Below are 16,333 nucleotides of genomic sequence, written 5' to 3'. Positions count from 1 at the left end.
GAACAGACAGGATTTTGACTGATGAGTGATAAAATCAAATACACCCGCAAAGGCGACATCGCCGTGCTGCGTATTCAGAACCCACCGGTAAATGCGCTGTCACATGCCGTGCGCGAAGGTCTGGTTGCGGGCATGGCCCAAGCCGAGGCTGACGCAGGTGTCAAAGCGGTGCTGATCGTTGGCGAAGGTCGCGCCTTTATCGCCGGTGCGGACATCACTGAATTTGGCAAAACCCCGCTGGAACCCTATCTGCCCGACGTTTGTAAATGCATCGAAGCATCGCCGCTGATCGTTGTCGCGTCGATGCACGGTGTGTCCCTGGGCGGCGGTCTTGAAATCGCGTTATCCGCGCATTACCGCATCGCGCAGCCATCCGCCCGCGTCGGCCTGCCTGAGGTCCACCTTGGCCTGATCCCCGGTGCCGGTGCCACCCAGCGTTTGCCGCGCCTTGTCGGTGTCGACGCATCGCTTGATCTGATCACCACGGGCCGTCAGGTCAAAGCGGACGAAGCATTGCAACTGGGCATCGTCGACAAGGTGGTCGAGGGCGACCCCGAAGAGGTTGGTCTGGCCTATGCTGAGCGCCTGATTGCCGACGCCGCACCGCGCCGTGCGGTCAGCGAAATGCCGGCACCTGCTGCCATCGATTGGGACGCGGCCTATGACGGGACGCTAAGAAAGGGCCGTGGCCAGATATCACCCGCCCAAGCGGTGCGTGCGGTTCAGGCTGCATCGGAATTGCCGTTTGATCAGGGCATGCTGGCCGAGCGCAAGATGTTCATGGACCTGATGGAAACCGATCAACGCCAAGGCATGATCCACGCGTTCTTTTCCGAACGCGCTGTCGGTAACCTGCCCGAGCTGAAAGGCGTCGAACCGCGCGCGCTGCAATCCATCGGCATCATCGGCGGTGGCACAATGGGCGCGGGCATTGCCACGGCTGCCCTGCTGGCCGGTTTCAATGTCGTCCTGATCGAGATGAAGCTTGAGGCCGCCGAAGCGGCGCGTGGCCGTATCGCGGGCAACCTGTCGGGGGCCCTAAAGCGTGGCAAGATCACCCAGATGAAATACGACGCGATGACCACCATCGCCCTTGAGGTGTCGATTAACTATGACAGCCTGTCGTCTGTTGATCTGGTGATCGAAGCCGTGTTCGAAGACATGGACGTCAAGAAAGACGTGTTCGGCAAGCTGGACGCCGTATGCAAACCCGGTGCGATTTTGGCGTCGAACACATCCTATCTGGATATCGATGAAATCGCTGCCAGCACGTCGCGCCCTGCGGATGTGATCGGGCTGCACTTCTTCTCGCCTGCGCATATTATGAAATTGCTCGAAGTGGTTGTCGCAGACAAAACCGCGCCCGATGTGGTTGCCACAGGCTTTGCGCTTGGTAAGGCGCTGAACAAAATCTCCGTTCGCGCTGGCGTTTGTGACGGCTTTATCGGGAACCGCATTCTGGCGACCTACCGCACCGCCGCCGATCACATGGTACTGGACGGCGCATCGCCCTATCAGATCGACAAGGCACTGGTCGATTTCGGCTTTGCCATGGGGCCGTTCGCCGTGGGCGATCTGGCGGGGCTTGATATCGGTTGGGCCACCCGCAAACGCAAGGCGGCCACCCGTCACCCCGCCGAACGTGTGCCGACCTACCCCGATAAAATCTGCGAAGGCGGTAACTTTGGCCAGAAGACTGGCAAGGGGTTCTATGTCTACGAGGCTGGCACCCGTGGCGGCATCCCGAACCCCGAAGTGCCCGTTCTGATTGACGCGGAACGTGCCGAGCTGGGCATCACACCGCGTGATTTCACAGACGCCGAGATCACGCGCCGCTACATGGCCGCGATGGTGAACGAGGCCGCCAAATTGCTGGGCGAGGGCATCGCGAAACGCCCGCTTGATATCGATATGGTGCTGCTGTTCGGCTACGGCTTCCCGCGTTATTGGGGCGGTCCGATGAAATGGGCCGATCTGCAGGGCCTACCCGCACTGCTGGCCGATATCGAAACCTACGCCAAGGACGACGCGTGGTTCTGGGAACCCGCGCCGCTGCTGAAACAACTGGTCGCAGAGGGCCGCAGCTTTGATGACCTGAACAAAGACGCCGCAAAATAAATGAACAAGGGCGCAATGCCCGAACGATATAAACCGGAGGAACGATTAATGGATCTGAGCTATAGCGACGAAGAAAAGGCATTCCGCGCCGAAGTGCGCGCCTTTCTTGAAGAAAAGCTGCCCAAGGAAATGAGCGATAAAATTCGCAAGGGCGAAGAGCTGGGCAAAGCGGGACAGGAAGAATGGCACGCCATTCTGAACAAGCAGGGCTGGTTGGCCCCGAACTGGCCGCAGAAATTTGGCGGTGCCGAATGGAACGCCGTTCAGCGCCACATCTTCGAGGAAGAAGCCGCCGCACATTACGCGCCGCGCATTGTGCCGTTCGGCCTGTCCATGTTGGCCCCCGTACTGCAAAAATTCGGCTCCCAAGAGCAGAACGACTACTGGCTGCCCCGCATCCTGTCGGGCGAAGACTGGTGGTGTCAGGGCTATTCCGAGCCGGGTGCCGGGTCCGACCTTGCCTCGCTCAAGACCGAGGCCGTGCTGAACGAAGAGGGCACGCATTACATCGTCAACGGTCAGAAAACATGGACGACCCTTGGCCAGCACGCAAACATGATTTTCTGCCTTGTGCGCACCGACAAGGCGGTAAAACAGCAAGAAGGTATTTCCTTTCTGTTGATCGACATGGACACCCCCGGCGTCGAAGTGCGCCCGATCATCCTGCTGGATGGCACCCACGAGGTGAACGAAGTTTGGTTCACCGACTGCAAAGTGCCGGTTGAAAATCTGGTCGGCGAAGAGAACAAAGGCTGGACCTATGCCAAGTATCTGCTGACCCACGAACGTACTAACATTGCAGGCGTCGGGTTCTCTCAGGCTGGTCTGACAGCGGTCAAACGCATTGCGCGCGCCGAAATGGCTGGCGGCAAGCCGTTGATGGAAAACCCCCACTTTGCAGCACGTGTTGCACGGGTTGAAATCGACCTGCTGGCGATGAGCACGACCAACCTGCGCATCGTCTCCAAGGCGGCGGCAGGTGCAGCACCGGGTGTTGAATCGTCCATGCTCAAGGTCAAAGGCACGATTATCCGTCAGGAAATCAACGATCTGGCCCGCCGCGCGGCTGGTGCCTACGCGATGCCATTCGCATCCGAAGCGATTGAGGGTTCCAACCTTGCCCTACCTGATCCGTTGAATGCTGGCCCCGTGGCCGCGCAATATTTCAACAACCGTAAACTGTCGATCTTTGGTGGCTCGAACGAAATCCAGCGCCAGATCATTGCCAAAACAACGATGGGAGGTGGAGCATGAACTTCGACCTGACAGAAGAACGCCAAATGCTGCAAGACAGCTTGCGCCGTTTCTTGCGTGACAAATACGATACCGCCACACGCAACAAGATCCTCGAAAGCGACACCGGCTTTTCTGCTGATATCTGGAACGGCCTTGCCGAACTGGGCGTGATCGGCGCGCTGTTCACCGAAGATCAGGGCGGCTTTGGCGGCGCTGGTTTCGACATCGCCGTAGTGTTCGAAGAATTGGGCCGCGCAGGCGTGGTTGAACCGTTCTTGGATACCGCCGTTCTGGGCGGCGGTCTGATTGCCGATTTGGGCAATGACGACCAAAAGGCCCATGTCGAGGAAATCATCGGCGGCGCGTTGCAAGTGGCATTTGCCCACGGCGAACCCGCCAGCCGCTATGACACCAACCGCGTTACCACAACGGCCAAGGTTGATGGCGACAACGTCGTGCTGAACGGTCGCAAGGCCGTTGTTGTAAACGCTGAAAACGCGGACATGTTGGTGGTTTCGGCCCGTGAAAGCGGCGATGCTGGCGATGAAGACGGCATTTCGCTGTTCCTTGTTCCGGCAGACGCCAAAGGCATCACATTGCAAGGTTACGCCCTGCTGGCCGGTGGCCGTGCTGCGGAAATCACGCTGGATGACGTGACTGTGCCAAGCTCGGCCCGTTTGGGTGAAGCAGGCAAGGCGTTCAAAGCAATCGAAGCGCGCGTCGCGGCTGCGAACGTCGCGATCTGCGCCGAAACGTTGGGTGCGATGGAAACCGCTTGCCGTCTGACGCGCGACTATCTGATGACGCGTAAACAGTTCGGCAAACCGATTGGCACGTTCCAGGCGCTTGCACACCGCATGTCCGACCTGTTGATCGAGATGGAGCAAGCACGCTCTGCCGTGATCGTCGCTGCGGGCCATCTGGAAGCCGGTTACAAAAGCCGCGAAAGCCATGTTTCTGCTGCGAAAAACCTGCTGGGCCGCGCGGGCCGTCTGGTTGCCGAAGACAGCATTCAGATGCATGGCGGTATTGCCATGACGCAAGAATACGAACTGGCCCATATCGCCAAACGTATCATCATGTCAGACCACCGCTTTGGCGACACAGACCACCATCTGGAGCGATACATTGCCATTGCAGCAGCCTGACGAAAGCCTGCTGATCCGGGACGAGACAGGTACTCAAACGCTGGTCGGGTATGTCGTTGACATATCCGATCCGGCCCACGGGCGCTGTTATCTTGATCTGGGTCCAGAGCACCTGAACCGCCACGGGGTTCTTCATGGCGGTATCGCGGCAACGTTGCTGGACAATGCCTGCGGCATGACCGGATCGCTTAGCGTCGACCCATCCGGCAGAAACCCGTTTTTGACGATCTCGCTGACCACGCAATTCCTAGCGGCCGGCAAACCGGGGCGGGTTACGGCCACGGGTCATATCAAGGGCGGCGGTCGCAGCTTGCTGTATATCGACGCCGAACTGGTCCACGAAGATGGCACCGTGATTGCCACATCGACGGGCGTGTTCAAACGTGTCCCGCAGGAGAAACTGACATGAGCGCACGGATCGAGGATAAGGGCGACCGGATCATCGTCTGGAACGGCAATGCCCACAAACGCGGGGCGCTGTCGCCGGAATTATATGCCTGCATCAATCAAGCGGTTGAACTGGCGCATGAACCGCGCGTGCGCGCTGTGATCCTGACCTCTGAGGGGGATTTTTTCTGCGCTGGCGGTGACCTGAACGTATTGATCGCGCGTCGTGATCTAGCCGAGGACGAGCGTCGCGGCAAGATCGACGAACTGCATGATGTGGTGCGGGCGATCCGTGGCTGTCCAGTTCCCGTGATTGCCGCTGTCGAAGGCGGTGCCGCTGGTGCGGGCCTGTCCTTTGCGCTGGCCTGTGATCTGATTGTTGCCGCGAAGGGCGCCAAATTCACCGCCGCCTATGTCAAAGCGGGCTTGGTCCCCGATGGCGGGCTGACTGCGTCGTTGGCGCGGGCGTTGCCACGGCAGCTGTCCATGGAAATGTGCCTGCTGGCGCTGCCCGTCACTGTTGACCGGATGTATGATCTGGGCGTCGTAAATGCCCTGTCCGAACCGGGTGCTGCGATGGCGGGGGCTATGGCCTATGCCGACCGGCTGGCCCAAGGCCCGCGTCAGGCGCAATCGGTGATCCGGGGGCTGGTGGCGCAAGGCTATGACGTTACCGAGGCCGCGCAACTGGATGCAGAACGCAACGCCATGGCCCATGCGGCTGGCGCAGACGAGGCCGCCGAAGGCATCGCCGCATTCTTGGAAAAACGCAAACCAAATTATGGCGGCTGAAAAGCGGCCAAAGTGACCATTTGCTTTTGGATCTGACATGACCAAAGGCCGAAAATACCTGCGAGGAGGCAGAGCTTATGGCGCGTGTAGAGGAATATCTTGCACAACAAATCACATCACGAGGCGATGCTCAGGCGCTAACGGACAGCGTCGGGACCAGCTGGACCTTCAACGATCTTGGCGAAGCGTCTGACGCGATCGCGGAGGCGCTCAAGGCCGCAGGCGTCAAACCCAACGACCGCGTGTTGCTGCTGTCTGAAAACTGCGGCGCTGCCGTGGCCACGATCTTTGGCACTTGGAAGGCGGGTGCGGTGATCATCCCCGTCAACGCGCGCCAATCCGAAGGCGAAGTAAAACGCATTCTGGATCACGCGACACCGGCGGCTATTTTGATGACAACAGGGGCATCGCCTGATGCCGACAAGCACGCGCAGAACATGGGTGCAAAGGAAATTACCGGCGCATTCGGGTCGTTGCATCTGGCCACGCCCACGCCCAGCAACCCCGACGCTGACCTAAGCGACGTTGCGGTTTTGCTGTACACCACCGGCACGACGGGCGACCCCAAAGGCGTGATGCTGACCCATGCCAACGTGCGCTTTGGCGGTATGACATCTGCCAACCTGCGCGGCATGACACCCGGCGACGTCGTTTATGGCGTGCTGCCCCTGACCCATGTTTTCGGCCTGTGTTCGGTGCTGACGGCATCGTGCTATATCGGTGCCGAAGTCCGGCTCGAGGCGCGTTTTTCGGCTGAAAAGCTGTATAACGCCTTGATCTCCGGTGTGAATTTCCTGTCCGCAGTGCCGCAGATGCACGCGCTTTTGATGCAATACACCAAGGAAAAAGGCCTGACGCAGCTGAACTCGAAGACGCTGCGCTATGTCTCGTCCGGTGCTGCGCCGCTTGATCCGGCGTGGAAACGCAAGGCCGAAGGGTTTTATGGCGTTGCCATCCAGAACGGCTATGGCATGACCGAAACCGCTGCCGGTACATCTGCGACCTCGAACCCCATCGGATCGCCCGATGTATCCGTCGGCCCGCCGCTGGCCGGGATCGAGGTCAAGATTGATGACACTGTCGAAGGCGGTGGTGTGGGCGCAGGCGAAGTGATGACCCGTGGCCCGCATATCATGAAAGGCTATTACAAAAACCCTACCGAGACCGCAAAAGTGGTCGACGCGGACGGTTGGCTGCGCACCGGCGATCTGGGCAAACTGGACGAGAACGGTTTCCTGCACATTCTGGGACGCTCAAAAGAGCTGATCATTCATGGCGGGTTCAACGTTTATCCACCCGAAGTCGAAGCCGCGATCAACGACCATCCGCAAGTGATCCAATCCGCCGTGATCGGACGCCGCAAAGACGGTGACGAAGAAGTGCTGGCCTTTGTGCAAATCGCGGAAGGTGACAGCCTGAACCCCGACGACCTGCGCGCCTTCGTAAAAGAGCGACTAACAGGGTACAAGCGGCCAAAGCACTTCATCATTGGCACGGCTCTGCCTGCAGCACCGACGGGCAAAATCCTAAAGCACAAGCTGATGGAGACGTTCAAAGATCAGCTGGCATAAGCCTAGATGCACAAAAAAGGCCGGACCCCCGCCGTGGGGTACCGGCCTTTTTATTCGTATTACTATGGGTTTATTGTTCTAGACGTACACACCGGAAACCGCTTCGCGGATGGCGCGGATGTTATCGCCGTAGGGGCCGGGGTTCGACACCGATCCACCCCGGAACACGGCAGACCCTGCAACCAAAACATCGGCACCGGCCTGCGCGACTGTGGGGGCTGTGTTCACATCCACACCGCCATCAATTTCGATATGGATCGGACGATCACCAATCATCGCGCGCAGCGTTTTGATCTTGTCTGACATGTCGATGAATTTTTGGCCGCCAAAGCCGGGATTCACGGTCATCACGCAAACCAGATCGGTGATATCGAGCAGGTGTTCGACAGCCGAGGCCGGCGTGCCCGGGTTCAGCGCCACACCCGCCTTTGCGCCCGCGCCACGGATAGCCTGCAAGGTGCGGTGGATATGGGCCCCGGCCTCGACATGGGCGGTGATAAAATCGGCACCGGCATTTGCAAAAGCTTCGATATAGGGATCGACGGGGGCGATCATCAGATGCACGTCCATGATGCCCTTGATATGCGGGCGGATCGCGGCACAGGTGGTCGGGCCAAAGCTGATATTGGGCACGAAATGGCCATCCATCACATCAACATGGACCCAATCGGCACCTTGCGCTTCGATGGCTTCGCATTCGGCACCGAAATTGGCGAAATCAGCGGCAAGGATAGAGGGGGCGATTTTGATAGAGCGGTCGAATGTCATGTTTCTGGGCCTTATTGGGAGGGTTAGCGGCCATATAAGGGCTGGCAGCGCTGGTGGCAATCGGCGGAGCCTTCGGCGAGGATTTTAGACCATTTGGAAATCAAGGTCAGACTTTGTAATAGTCGCGGTACCAGTCGACGAAGTTTTGCAAACCGGTTTCAATCGGGGTGACCGGACGCTGGCCTGTGAGGTTCTGGAGTAGTGTGGCATCGGCCCAAGTGGCAGGGACATCGCCGGGCTGCATATCGTGGTAGGTTTTGATGGCTTTGCGCCCGCAAGCTTTCTCGATCGCGGCAATGAATTCCATCAGCGGCACAGGGCTGTCATTGCCGATATTCACAACGCGGAAGGGCGCGACGCTGGACAGGCTGTCATTTTCAACAGGCGTATCACCGGGCACGGTGTCGATCAGGGCGAGGATCGATGCGGTCAGATCGTCGATATAGGTGAAATCACGCTTCATGTCGCCGTGGTTGTAAATGTCGATCGGGTCGCCGTTCAGGATCGCCTTGGTGAATTTGAAATGTGCCATATCGGGGCGGCCCCATGGACCATAGACGGTAAAGAACCGGAACATGGTGATTGGCAGATGATAGAGATGCGCATAGCTGTGGGCCATGCTTTCCGTTGCCTTTTTGGTCGCCGCATAGAACGACATTTGCATGTCGGCCTTTTGGGTTTCGGCATAGGGCATTTCGGTATTGGCGCCATAAACTGATGACGTTGACGCAAGCAGCATATGCGCGGGGGGGAAATGCCGTGCAGCTTCCAAGAGTTCGAATGTCCCGATCAGGTTTGCCTCGACGTAGTCGCGTGGCGCATCAATGGAGTGGCGCACGCCTGCTTGGGCCGCGAGATGAACAACAGCATCGGGGCGATACTTTTCGAACAATGCCATTAGGATGCCGGGGGTTTCCAAGCGGTCGTTGATGACGCTGAACCCTGCATGTTGATTCAACATTGTTTGGCGGCGTTCCTTAAGACCGACATCGTAATAATCAGACAGGCTATCCAGCCCGATAACGTTCCAGCCTGCCTCTAGTAGCGTGAGGCTGGTGAAATATCCGATAAATCCAGAAGAGCCAGTGACGAGGGCTGTGCGGGTCATAAATCGATCTCCAATACGCCGTTCGGGTCTGCGGCGCGGGATTGGCAGAGGATGATCTCGGTCTCTCGTTGCTTGGCAGACAAAACGAAATCGCGGTGCTCGGCTGTGCCGGATAGCAGGGTGCATTTGCACACACCGCATATGCCATCGGCGCATTTTATGTCCAGCTTGATATCCGCCGCGATCAGCGCGTCGCTGGCCGATTGATCGGCGGTGACGGGGATCAATCGGCCATCGCTCAGGCGCAGGGTGAAGGGATGGTTGACATATTCAGGCATCGTGGGGGGCGCGAAATATTCCAGATGCAGATTGTCATCGGGCAGGCCGCTTGCCCTGCCAGCATCCATCACGGCTAGCATATAAGCGTCTGGGCCGCAGGTGTAGACTTGGGTGCCTTTGACCGCCTGAGCTGTGAGGGCCGGCATATTGGCGCGGGTGTGTTCCGCGCTGAGATGTATGTGAACGCGGTCTGCCCATGGGACGCGCGCAAGCATGTCGATAAACGGGGCCGCCGAACGGGACGGTGCAGAGTAATGCAGATCAAAGGGTCGGCCAATTGCATTCAGGCGGTGGGCAAATGCGATCATTGGCGTCACGCCGATACCGCCGCCGAACAGCAGGCTGTGGGGGGCGTCTTCGACCAGCTCGAAATGGTTGATCGGGGCCGAAACGAACACGCGGCGCCCTTGGGTGAAGATACGGTGCAGCAGTGCCGACCCACCGCGGCCTTCGTCTTCGCGCAGGACCGCAATGCGGTAGCATGACCGATCGGCGGGGTCGCCCAGCAGCGAATAGGGGCGCAAATATTCAGGGGCCACGACGAGATCAAGGTGGGCACCTGCCGTCCATTCTGGCAGGTCATCGCCCTCGGGATGGACCAGATCATAGAGACTGACCGTGTTGCTAAGAGGGACAACCCGGGCGATCCGCAGATCCAGCACCGGCGTATCTGTGCCCACTTCATAGAGGTGCAGGTGATCGGTTGCCCCGGTGGCATTACGGGCGCGGTGTTCGTCAGCGGTGAGCAGGGCGGCATGCGCCTTGATCCCCGCCTCGCGGTTCATCGGGTCTGGATAGGGCCACGGATGGGGTGCAAGCGGGGCAGGGTAGACGGCCAATGTCTGATCTTCGGCCCGCAGTTTCAGATCAGGCTGAAGATCGCGGGTGTTTACCGGATGGGTTGGGGCGGTCACAACGCCACTACGCTGGCGTTCGATGTCCCACCACCATTTCTTGACCGGGTTCAGCCCGCCGCGCCCCAGGGTATCATCCAACCGTGCCAACAGCGGTGCTGCGGCGGGGATTGTGCTGGCGGCCCAGCGAAACGGGGCTTCGGCGAACAGCCCTTCGAGGTTCCAAGGGCAGGTTTTCATACAACGCCCGCACATCGACCCGCCCTTGTTGGTGATCCGGTAGGTGGCACATTTCTGGCTGTCGGATTTCCAGATCTCGTAGCCGTTGAACATCTTTTTGGGGCCTGCGGTGATCGCACCCGACGGGCATTCACGGGCGCATTTATTACAGGCCTCGCAGAATTTTTGCAGGCCGAAATCGATGGGTTTGTCATGGGCTACGGGCATCGTGTGGGTGACAATGCCGGATTTCAGACGGGGGCCAAGGAACGGGTTCAGGATCACCTCGCCAATGCGGCTGACCTCGCCCAGGCCTGACAGCAGCAAAAGCGGCGGCTGCAACACATCGCCATCCATCACCGTATGTGCCTTGGCGTCGAAACCAAGGTTGCGCAAATGCTGCGCCAGAATGCCGCCCAGAACCGAAAACCGCAGATAGGCGCGCATGGATTGGGCAGTGCTGATCCAGTCATCGCCGGATGCGCCTTCCATCGTTTCAAAGCCCTGATCGATCACAACGCTAAGTGACTGGTCGTGGGGCGGGGTGATGGGCGTGCCGGTGGCGTCATGGCTGTACCATGTCCAATCCGGACAGGCAGAGGACCCAGCCGCATCGACGCCAAGAAAATATGCGGCGGCTTTCAGGTTGGCCGCATTGCGCAGTGGCCCTGCGTCCCGTGCGGTCGGGGCAGGGGTGCCTTTTTGCAGCAAGATCAGCGCGCCCAGCAATCTGCGTTGTGCCGAAGCGGGGGCCGATTTGACGATATGTTGCCCGCCTTTCATGGCGTCCTGCACCTTGGGGCCCATGTCACCGAATTGGCCGCGTGCAAACATGTCCGTGCGCTTGGGGATGCGCGGCACATTCGCGGCATCGATATAGGTGGTGGGGTTGTCAACGCGCTTGAGGGTTTCGAACGGATGCGGGCCATTAACAAAGTCGCGCTTGGCGTAGGGGTCGTGATTGCGGGCCGTGGCCCCGCCGTGGGTGCCAAGCTGCCAGACATGACCGCGCAAGACCGATGCGGGTTGCTGCGCAAGCGGGCACAGCGGCAGGTCAGGTGTCATCGCCATGTCGGTCGTGATCGCCGCAAGGCCATAGCGCTGGCCCAGCCATGGCGCGCAGGGGGCATCGCCTTGCATCGTGGTCAGCCCCGCCGCCAGCCCCAGCTTGGGTAAATGCACATCGCTGGAAGTTACCGAATGGGCGCGGGCGTCAAAGCCCAGGATGCGAATATATTCGGCCAGTACCGTCGCATTTTCCGCAGCCCGCAGGGACGCCCGTTGTGCCTGTGCATCGGCGATCCAGTCGTATCCGGGTTCGTCCGTGGACGGATCGCGGGGATAGGCGACCAGCACAACAATTGCATGGGTATGGTGCGTAATCGTACCCGCATCAGCACCCGCAGTATCGCGCAGGTCGGCCATGATTGCATCAATCCCGGTGGCAAGGGTTGTGGTTTGGCGATGCTTCAGATCGTCCACCAATGCGGCAACGTCAGGGTTCGTTCGCGGGGCGGTCAGAATTGCGCCTTTGGGCAGGGCGCAGACACCCATCATCGACGCGTCATTGTAATAACCAAACGCCTTGAGATGCTGCGCCCGTTCCAGCGGATCATCAGGAATGTCGGCTTTGGTATTGTTCACCGCACCGGATCGCAGCGCATCCATCATCGCCTGAAACGGCCCCATCGCGTTGATGATGCTTTCGGGTCTTTGCGGCGCTGAAAACGAGACTGCCGGAAACGGCATGTCAGGCAAGGCCGTATGCGGCGTAACCTCCCTGCGCAGCCGCTCAAGCGGGTAGGGGCCGAGATGAACGGGACGGGATTTGCCGGAAAATATCTTCATGCGTGTGTTTGTGGCATCGGGATCGGCGAAAGGACAGTGCAAAAGATCGCACAAACGCTTGAGTTTGAACTGCCGCGAACCGGTCTGGCGGGCATCACAGCTTGCTGATGCGCCTAGTCAATTCCGGCAAAGCCTTCGACCAGTTGGCGCAGGCCGATCACGGCCCCCAACACGATGCAGGCCAGCGTCACGGGCGCGCTGTAGGCCAAGACAGAAAACGCTGATAATCCCTGACCAACGCTGCACCCAACCGCGACCACGGCACCAAAGCCCATGAGGACGGCCCCGCCAATCTGACGGCGCAATTCGCGGGGGTCTTCGCAGGCTTCCCACCGCATGTGGCCTTTGATCAGGCACCCGGCGAGCGCGCCCAAAATCACCCCCACAACCGATCCGGTGCCAAAGCTGATCGTGTTGCCCGACGATGTCATGAGATACAGCAATGTCTCTCCGACGGGGGCGGTAAAGGTATGGGAAATGATGATGCTGCGGTCAAAACCGTTTGCGGTGATCCATTGCGTGCCTGCCCAGCCCGAAACGATGGCGACGCCCACGACCACGCCCCACAAGATGGACGTCGGGTTCTCGCGAAGCCCCCTGTGCATAAGGGTTGCGGCGATCAGCAAACAGCCCGCCACGATGCCGACCAGATGCAGATCGACAGGCAGATGCCGGGCGATCAGATGGGCAAGTCCCGGCGGCGTTGCGCCGGCTTCGGCGGTGGGGAACAGCGCCAGCCGCAGGGTAGAAAGCGGCCCGCCAAGCGCCACATAGGCGGACACGCCCATGACGATCACAATCATGAATGACCGCAAATCCCCGCAACCCATACGCGCCAGCGCGCCATAGCCGCAGTTGCCCGCAATCGCCATGCCGTAGCCAAAAACCAAGCCGCCGACGATGCTGGCCCACGGGTTCCACGCCATCGCCAGATACAGGGTGTCGGCCATGTTCAGCAGGCCGACAGCGGACAGCCCGAATGTACCGATCAGCGCGACGCCAAGGGCAATACCCCACATTGCAAAGCGGGTAGAGGTGGCACCGTAATACAAATCTTCGATGGCACCCAAGGTGCAAAAACGGCCAAGGCGCGCGGCGAGGCCCAGTAGGATACCGCCAAACAATCCGGCACAGGCCATCAGTGTCGGTTCGGAAAAACGATCCAACAGCATCGCGCCGATACCGCTCATCTTAGATCAATCAGCGCGGCAGAACAGATCATAGACGACTTCCATGATCTGCTTGGGCCGATCATCGGCAAGGCGGTAGTAAATGGTTTTTCCATCCCTGCGCGGTATCACCAAACCTTCAAGCCGGAGGCGCGAAAGCTGTTGGGACACGGCGGCCTGCCGAGCGGAAAGCAGTTCTTCCAGTTCAGTCACGGATTTTTCACCCGATGCCAGATGGCACAGGATCATCAAACGGCCTTCATGGCTGATCGCCTTCAGAAAGTTGGATGCTTTCACTGCATTCGAAGCCATCTTGTCGAGGTCTTCAGCACACATATTCTTGTCAAAAACGGGTAGACCCACAGGATGGTTTCCTTAGTATTTTAGTCAAATTCAAAACTGCCTTGGTCGATCCAACGCAGTGGCCGGGCCTTAGCTTCCGTTTGGTGGCACCATCAGTTTGGCATCAAACATCATTTTTTCCAAGACTCCCCAAAAGAAATCCTCGCCGGGGTAACCTTCGATGCGCGAAATTTCCTTGCCATCCACCATCAACACAAAGGTCGGCGTGAACCTCAGGCTGCGTTTAAAGCTAAGATCTGATGGCGTCTCGGCCTTGATATCGATGCGGCGCAGAGGGGCGGTTTTACCGGCTTGGGTCTTGGGATAGATCGGCGCGATTTCTTCGTTCCAACGGGCGCACCAAACGCACCCTTTTTCCTCGACCATGATCAATGACACATCGGCCATGGCGTGTCCTGACAAGGTGATCAGGGCAACAAAAGCAAAAAGGAACGCGCGGATACGTATCATTAAAAGACCTATTGATTTCGCATAACATAATGCGAATATGTGCATGGTACAAGATAAAGGCACCCAAAATGCTTGAAATTACGTTCGTCGGCGCTGCTATCGCTGGATTATTATCCTTCCTGTCGCCCTGTATTCTACCCATTGTTCCGTTCTACCTTAGCTATCTGGCGGGTGTCGGGATGAACCAGATCACCGCAGACGGCCCCGTTGATCCATCCGTGCGCCGCCGCGCGGTTCTGGCCTCGCTGTTTTTTGCCGCCGGGGTGATCACGATTTTCATGGGCTTGGGGGCTGCGGCATCGAGCTTTGGGCAAGTTGTCCGCGAATATTTTGATTATCTGCGCTGGATCGCTGCCGCGATTATCATCGCCATGGGCCTGCACTTTCTGGGTGTGATCCGCATCGGCTTTTTGTACCGTCAGTTTCGCGCTGATGCCGGCGATACCAAGGCGACGAGCCTGATAGGGGCTTATGTCATTGGCCTTGCCTTTGCTTTCGGCTGGACGCCCTGCGTCGGGCCGGTGCTGGCGGCGATCTTGTTCACCGCAGCAGGCACGGATACTGCGGCCAATGGTGCGCTGTTGCTGTTTACCTATGGGGTCGGGATGACAGCCCCCTTTGTTGTGGCCGCGATGTTCATCGGGCCGTTCATGCGGTGGATGGCACGGTTTCGCCAGCATCTGGGAACGGTGGAAAAAGTCATGGGCGCATTGCTGATCCTCTTTGGGGTGCTGATCGCCACAAATTCAATGAATTATATCGCCCAATGGATGCTTGAAACCTTTCCGGTTTTCGGCGGCATCGGGTGAGTTTGAATAAACAGGAGTATCCAAGATGAAACTTTTGAAAATCGGTCTGACCGTTGTGTCGCTGGCGCTAGCCGGATCGGCTTATGCCGTGGAATTGGGCGATGACGGTCTGCACAAAACCGACTGGATGCGCGACACCTTCAAGGATCTGCGCGAGGATCTGGCCGAAGCCAATGCCGAAGGTAAACGTCTGATGCTGACGGTGGAACAGCGCGGCTGCATTTACTGTACCAAAATGCACCAAGAAGTGTTCCCGCTTCCCAACATCGACAGCTATCTGAAAGAGCATTACTTTGTCGTGCAGATCAACATGTTCGGTGACGTCGAAGTGACAGATTTCGACGGCGAATCCCTGCCTGAAAAAGACATGGTGCGTAAGTGGGGGATGATGTTCACCCCGACGCTGGTGTTCTTGCCCGAGGACGTGGCCGAGGGCCAAACCGCAGCTCAGGCGGCCGTCGCAACGGTGCCGGGGGCCTTTGGTCCGGGCACGACTTTCAACATGTTACAATGGGTTGTCGACAAAGAATACGAGGGCGACGAGCCGTTTCAAAAATATCTTGCCCGGAAAATGGCCGAGTAGAATAACCGACCTGCCAGCAAGAGACGCCATGCGTCGCCAGTTTAAAACCAATTTAAAATTCACAAAAGCGAATTTATAGTTGCGTCAGTATGGCGGTGGGTCTACGCTGGTATACAAATAAGAGTCTTTGGGAGGACACATGAGAGTTTCAATATACGCCTTGGTGGCGTCCGTTGCTGTCACCACCAGCGCATTCGCAGCAGAAGTCGCACCGACCGCCGTCAGCTATACTGACGGTGCTGTCGAAATGTCTTTGACCGGTGTGGCGGGCAATGCTGAAGAGGGTGCAAAAATCGTTGGCAGCAAAAAGCTGGGCAACTGCGTGGCGTGCCACGAAGTAAGCGCTTTGCCAGATATTGCGTTCCAAGGCCTGATTGGCCCCGCACTTGACGGTGCTGGCGATCGGTGGAGCGAAGCAGAGCTGCGCGGGATCGTGGCGAATGCGAAAATCATGTTCGAGGGCACGATGATGCCGTCCTTTTACAAGGACACCGGATATATCCGCCCCGGCAACGCCTATACAGGCAAAGCCGCCGATGACACGCTAGGGCCGCTTTTGTCGGCACAGCAAATCGAAGATGTAGTGGCGTATCTCGCCACGCTGAAAGACTAAAAAGCCCCGCTAAAAGGG

15 protein-coding genes are annotated in these 16,333 nt (G+C 58.5%); 9 read left to right on the top strand and 6 right to left on the bottom strand.

What is annotated here, in order from left to right; translation table 11 throughout:
- The first annotated feature begins 21 nt into the window (after window positions 1-21).
- The 6 genes from KZZ06_RS16655 (at window position 22) to KZZ06_RS16630 (ending at window position 7,252) form a co-directional block, all read left to right on the top strand.
- Entirely contained in the window at window positions 22-2,118 is a 2,097-nt protein-coding gene (locus KZZ06_RS16655; protein ID WP_219581240.1) for an FAD-dependent oxidoreductase, read from the top strand.
- Between the two features lie 48 nt (window positions 2,119-2,166).
- Window positions 2,167-3,372: an acyl-CoA dehydrogenase family protein gene (locus KZZ06_RS16650; protein WP_219581239.1), complete on the top strand. Its 1,206-nt coding sequence runs from the start codon at window positions 2,167-2,169 to the stop codon at window positions 3,370-3,372.
- Entirely contained in the window at window positions 3,369-4,502 is a 1,134-nt protein-coding gene (locus KZZ06_RS16645; RefSeq protein WP_219581238.1) for an acyl-CoA dehydrogenase family protein, read from the top strand. The genes KZZ06_RS16650 and KZZ06_RS16645 overlap by 4 nt, the downstream gene beginning before the upstream one ends.
- Complete coding sequence (locus KZZ06_RS16640) at window positions 4,483-4,911, top strand: PaaI family thioesterase (protein ID WP_219581237.1); 429 nt, start codon at window positions 4,483-4,485, stop codon at window positions 4,909-4,911. The genes KZZ06_RS16645 and KZZ06_RS16640 overlap by 20 nt, the downstream gene beginning before the upstream one ends.
- The gene (locus KZZ06_RS16635; RefSeq protein WP_219581236.1) at window positions 4,908-5,681 is read left to right on the top strand and encodes an oxepin-CoA hydrolase, alternative type; all 774 of its coding nucleotides are present in this window, start codon (window positions 4,908-4,910) and stop codon (window positions 5,679-5,681) included. Before KZZ06_RS16640 ends, KZZ06_RS16635 begins: the two co-directional genes overlap by 4 nt.
- A gap of 77 nt (window positions 5,682-5,758) precedes the next feature.
- The gene (locus KZZ06_RS16630) at window positions 5,759-7,252 is read left to right on the top strand and encodes a class I adenylate-forming enzyme family protein (protein WP_219581235.1); all 1,494 of its coding nucleotides are present in this window, start codon (window positions 5,759-5,761) and stop codon (window positions 7,250-7,252) included.
- A gap of 78 nt (window positions 7,253-7,330) precedes the next feature.
- On the opposite strand, the gene rpe is transcribed toward KZZ06_RS16630, so the two are convergent.
- The 6 genes from rpe to KZZ06_RS16600 form a co-directional block, all read right to left on the bottom strand.
- Window positions 7,331-8,020: a ribulose-phosphate 3-epimerase gene (gene rpe / locus KZZ06_RS16625; RefSeq protein ID WP_219581234.1), complete on the bottom strand. Its 690-nt coding sequence runs from the start codon at window positions 8,018-8,020 to the stop codon at window positions 7,331-7,333.
- 106 nt (window positions 8,021-8,126) lie between these two features.
- Complete coding sequence (locus tag KZZ06_RS16620) at window positions 8,127-9,128, bottom strand: NAD-dependent epimerase/dehydratase family protein (protein WP_219581233.1); 1,002 nt, start codon at window positions 9,126-9,128, stop codon at window positions 8,127-8,129.
- A complete protein-coding gene (locus tag KZZ06_RS16615) occupies window positions 9,125-12,328 on the bottom strand; it encodes a 4Fe-4S double cluster binding domain-containing protein (RefSeq protein WP_219581232.1) in 3,204 nt (1,067 codons plus the stop codon). Before KZZ06_RS16615 ends, KZZ06_RS16620 begins: the two co-directional genes overlap by 4 nt.
- Window positions 12,329-12,441: 113 nt before the next feature.
- Complete coding sequence (locus KZZ06_RS16610; RefSeq protein WP_257884418.1) at window positions 12,442-13,518, bottom strand: YeeE/YedE family protein; 1,077 nt, start codon at window positions 13,516-13,518, stop codon at window positions 12,442-12,444.
- Between the two features lie 6 nt (window positions 13,519-13,524).
- A complete protein-coding gene (locus KZZ06_RS16605) occupies window positions 13,525-13,860 on the bottom strand; it encodes a helix-turn-helix transcriptional regulator (protein WP_219581231.1) in 336 nt (111 codons plus the stop codon).
- A 69-nt stretch (window positions 13,861-13,929) separates the two neighbouring features.
- A complete protein-coding gene (locus KZZ06_RS16600; RefSeq protein ID WP_219581288.1) occupies window positions 13,930-14,307 on the bottom strand; it encodes a hypothetical protein in 378 nt (125 codons plus the stop codon).
- 71 nt (window positions 14,308-14,378) lie between these two features.
- Between KZZ06_RS16600 and KZZ06_RS16595 the strand changes: the two genes are divergently transcribed.
- From KZZ06_RS16595 to soxX, 3 genes are all read left to right on the top strand, one after another.
- Entirely contained in the window at window positions 14,379-15,119 is a 741-nt protein-coding gene (locus tag KZZ06_RS16595) for a cytochrome c biogenesis CcdA family protein (RefSeq protein WP_219581230.1), read from the top strand.
- Window positions 15,120-15,144: 25 nt separating this feature from the next.
- Window positions 15,145-15,702, top strand: coding sequence for a thioredoxin family protein (locus KZZ06_RS16590; RefSeq protein WP_219581229.1), 558 nt, complete (start codon window positions 15,145-15,147; stop codon window positions 15,700-15,702).
- Window positions 15,703-15,841: 139 nt separating this feature from the next.
- Complete coding sequence (gene soxX, locus KZZ06_RS16585; protein WP_219581228.1) at window positions 15,842-16,315, top strand: sulfur oxidation c-type cytochrome SoxX; 474 nt, start codon at window positions 15,842-15,844, stop codon at window positions 16,313-16,315.
- The last annotated feature ends 18 nt before the right edge of the window (window positions 16,316-16,333 follow it).

The organism is Sulfitobacter sp. CW3, assembly GCF_019392245.1.
Lineage (GTDB): Bacteria > Pseudomonadota > Alphaproteobacteria > Rhodobacterales > Rhodobacteraceae > Sulfitobacter.
The sequence above is the reverse complement of the archived record's forward strand: the minus strand, read 5'-3'. Positions and strand labels throughout refer to the sequence as shown.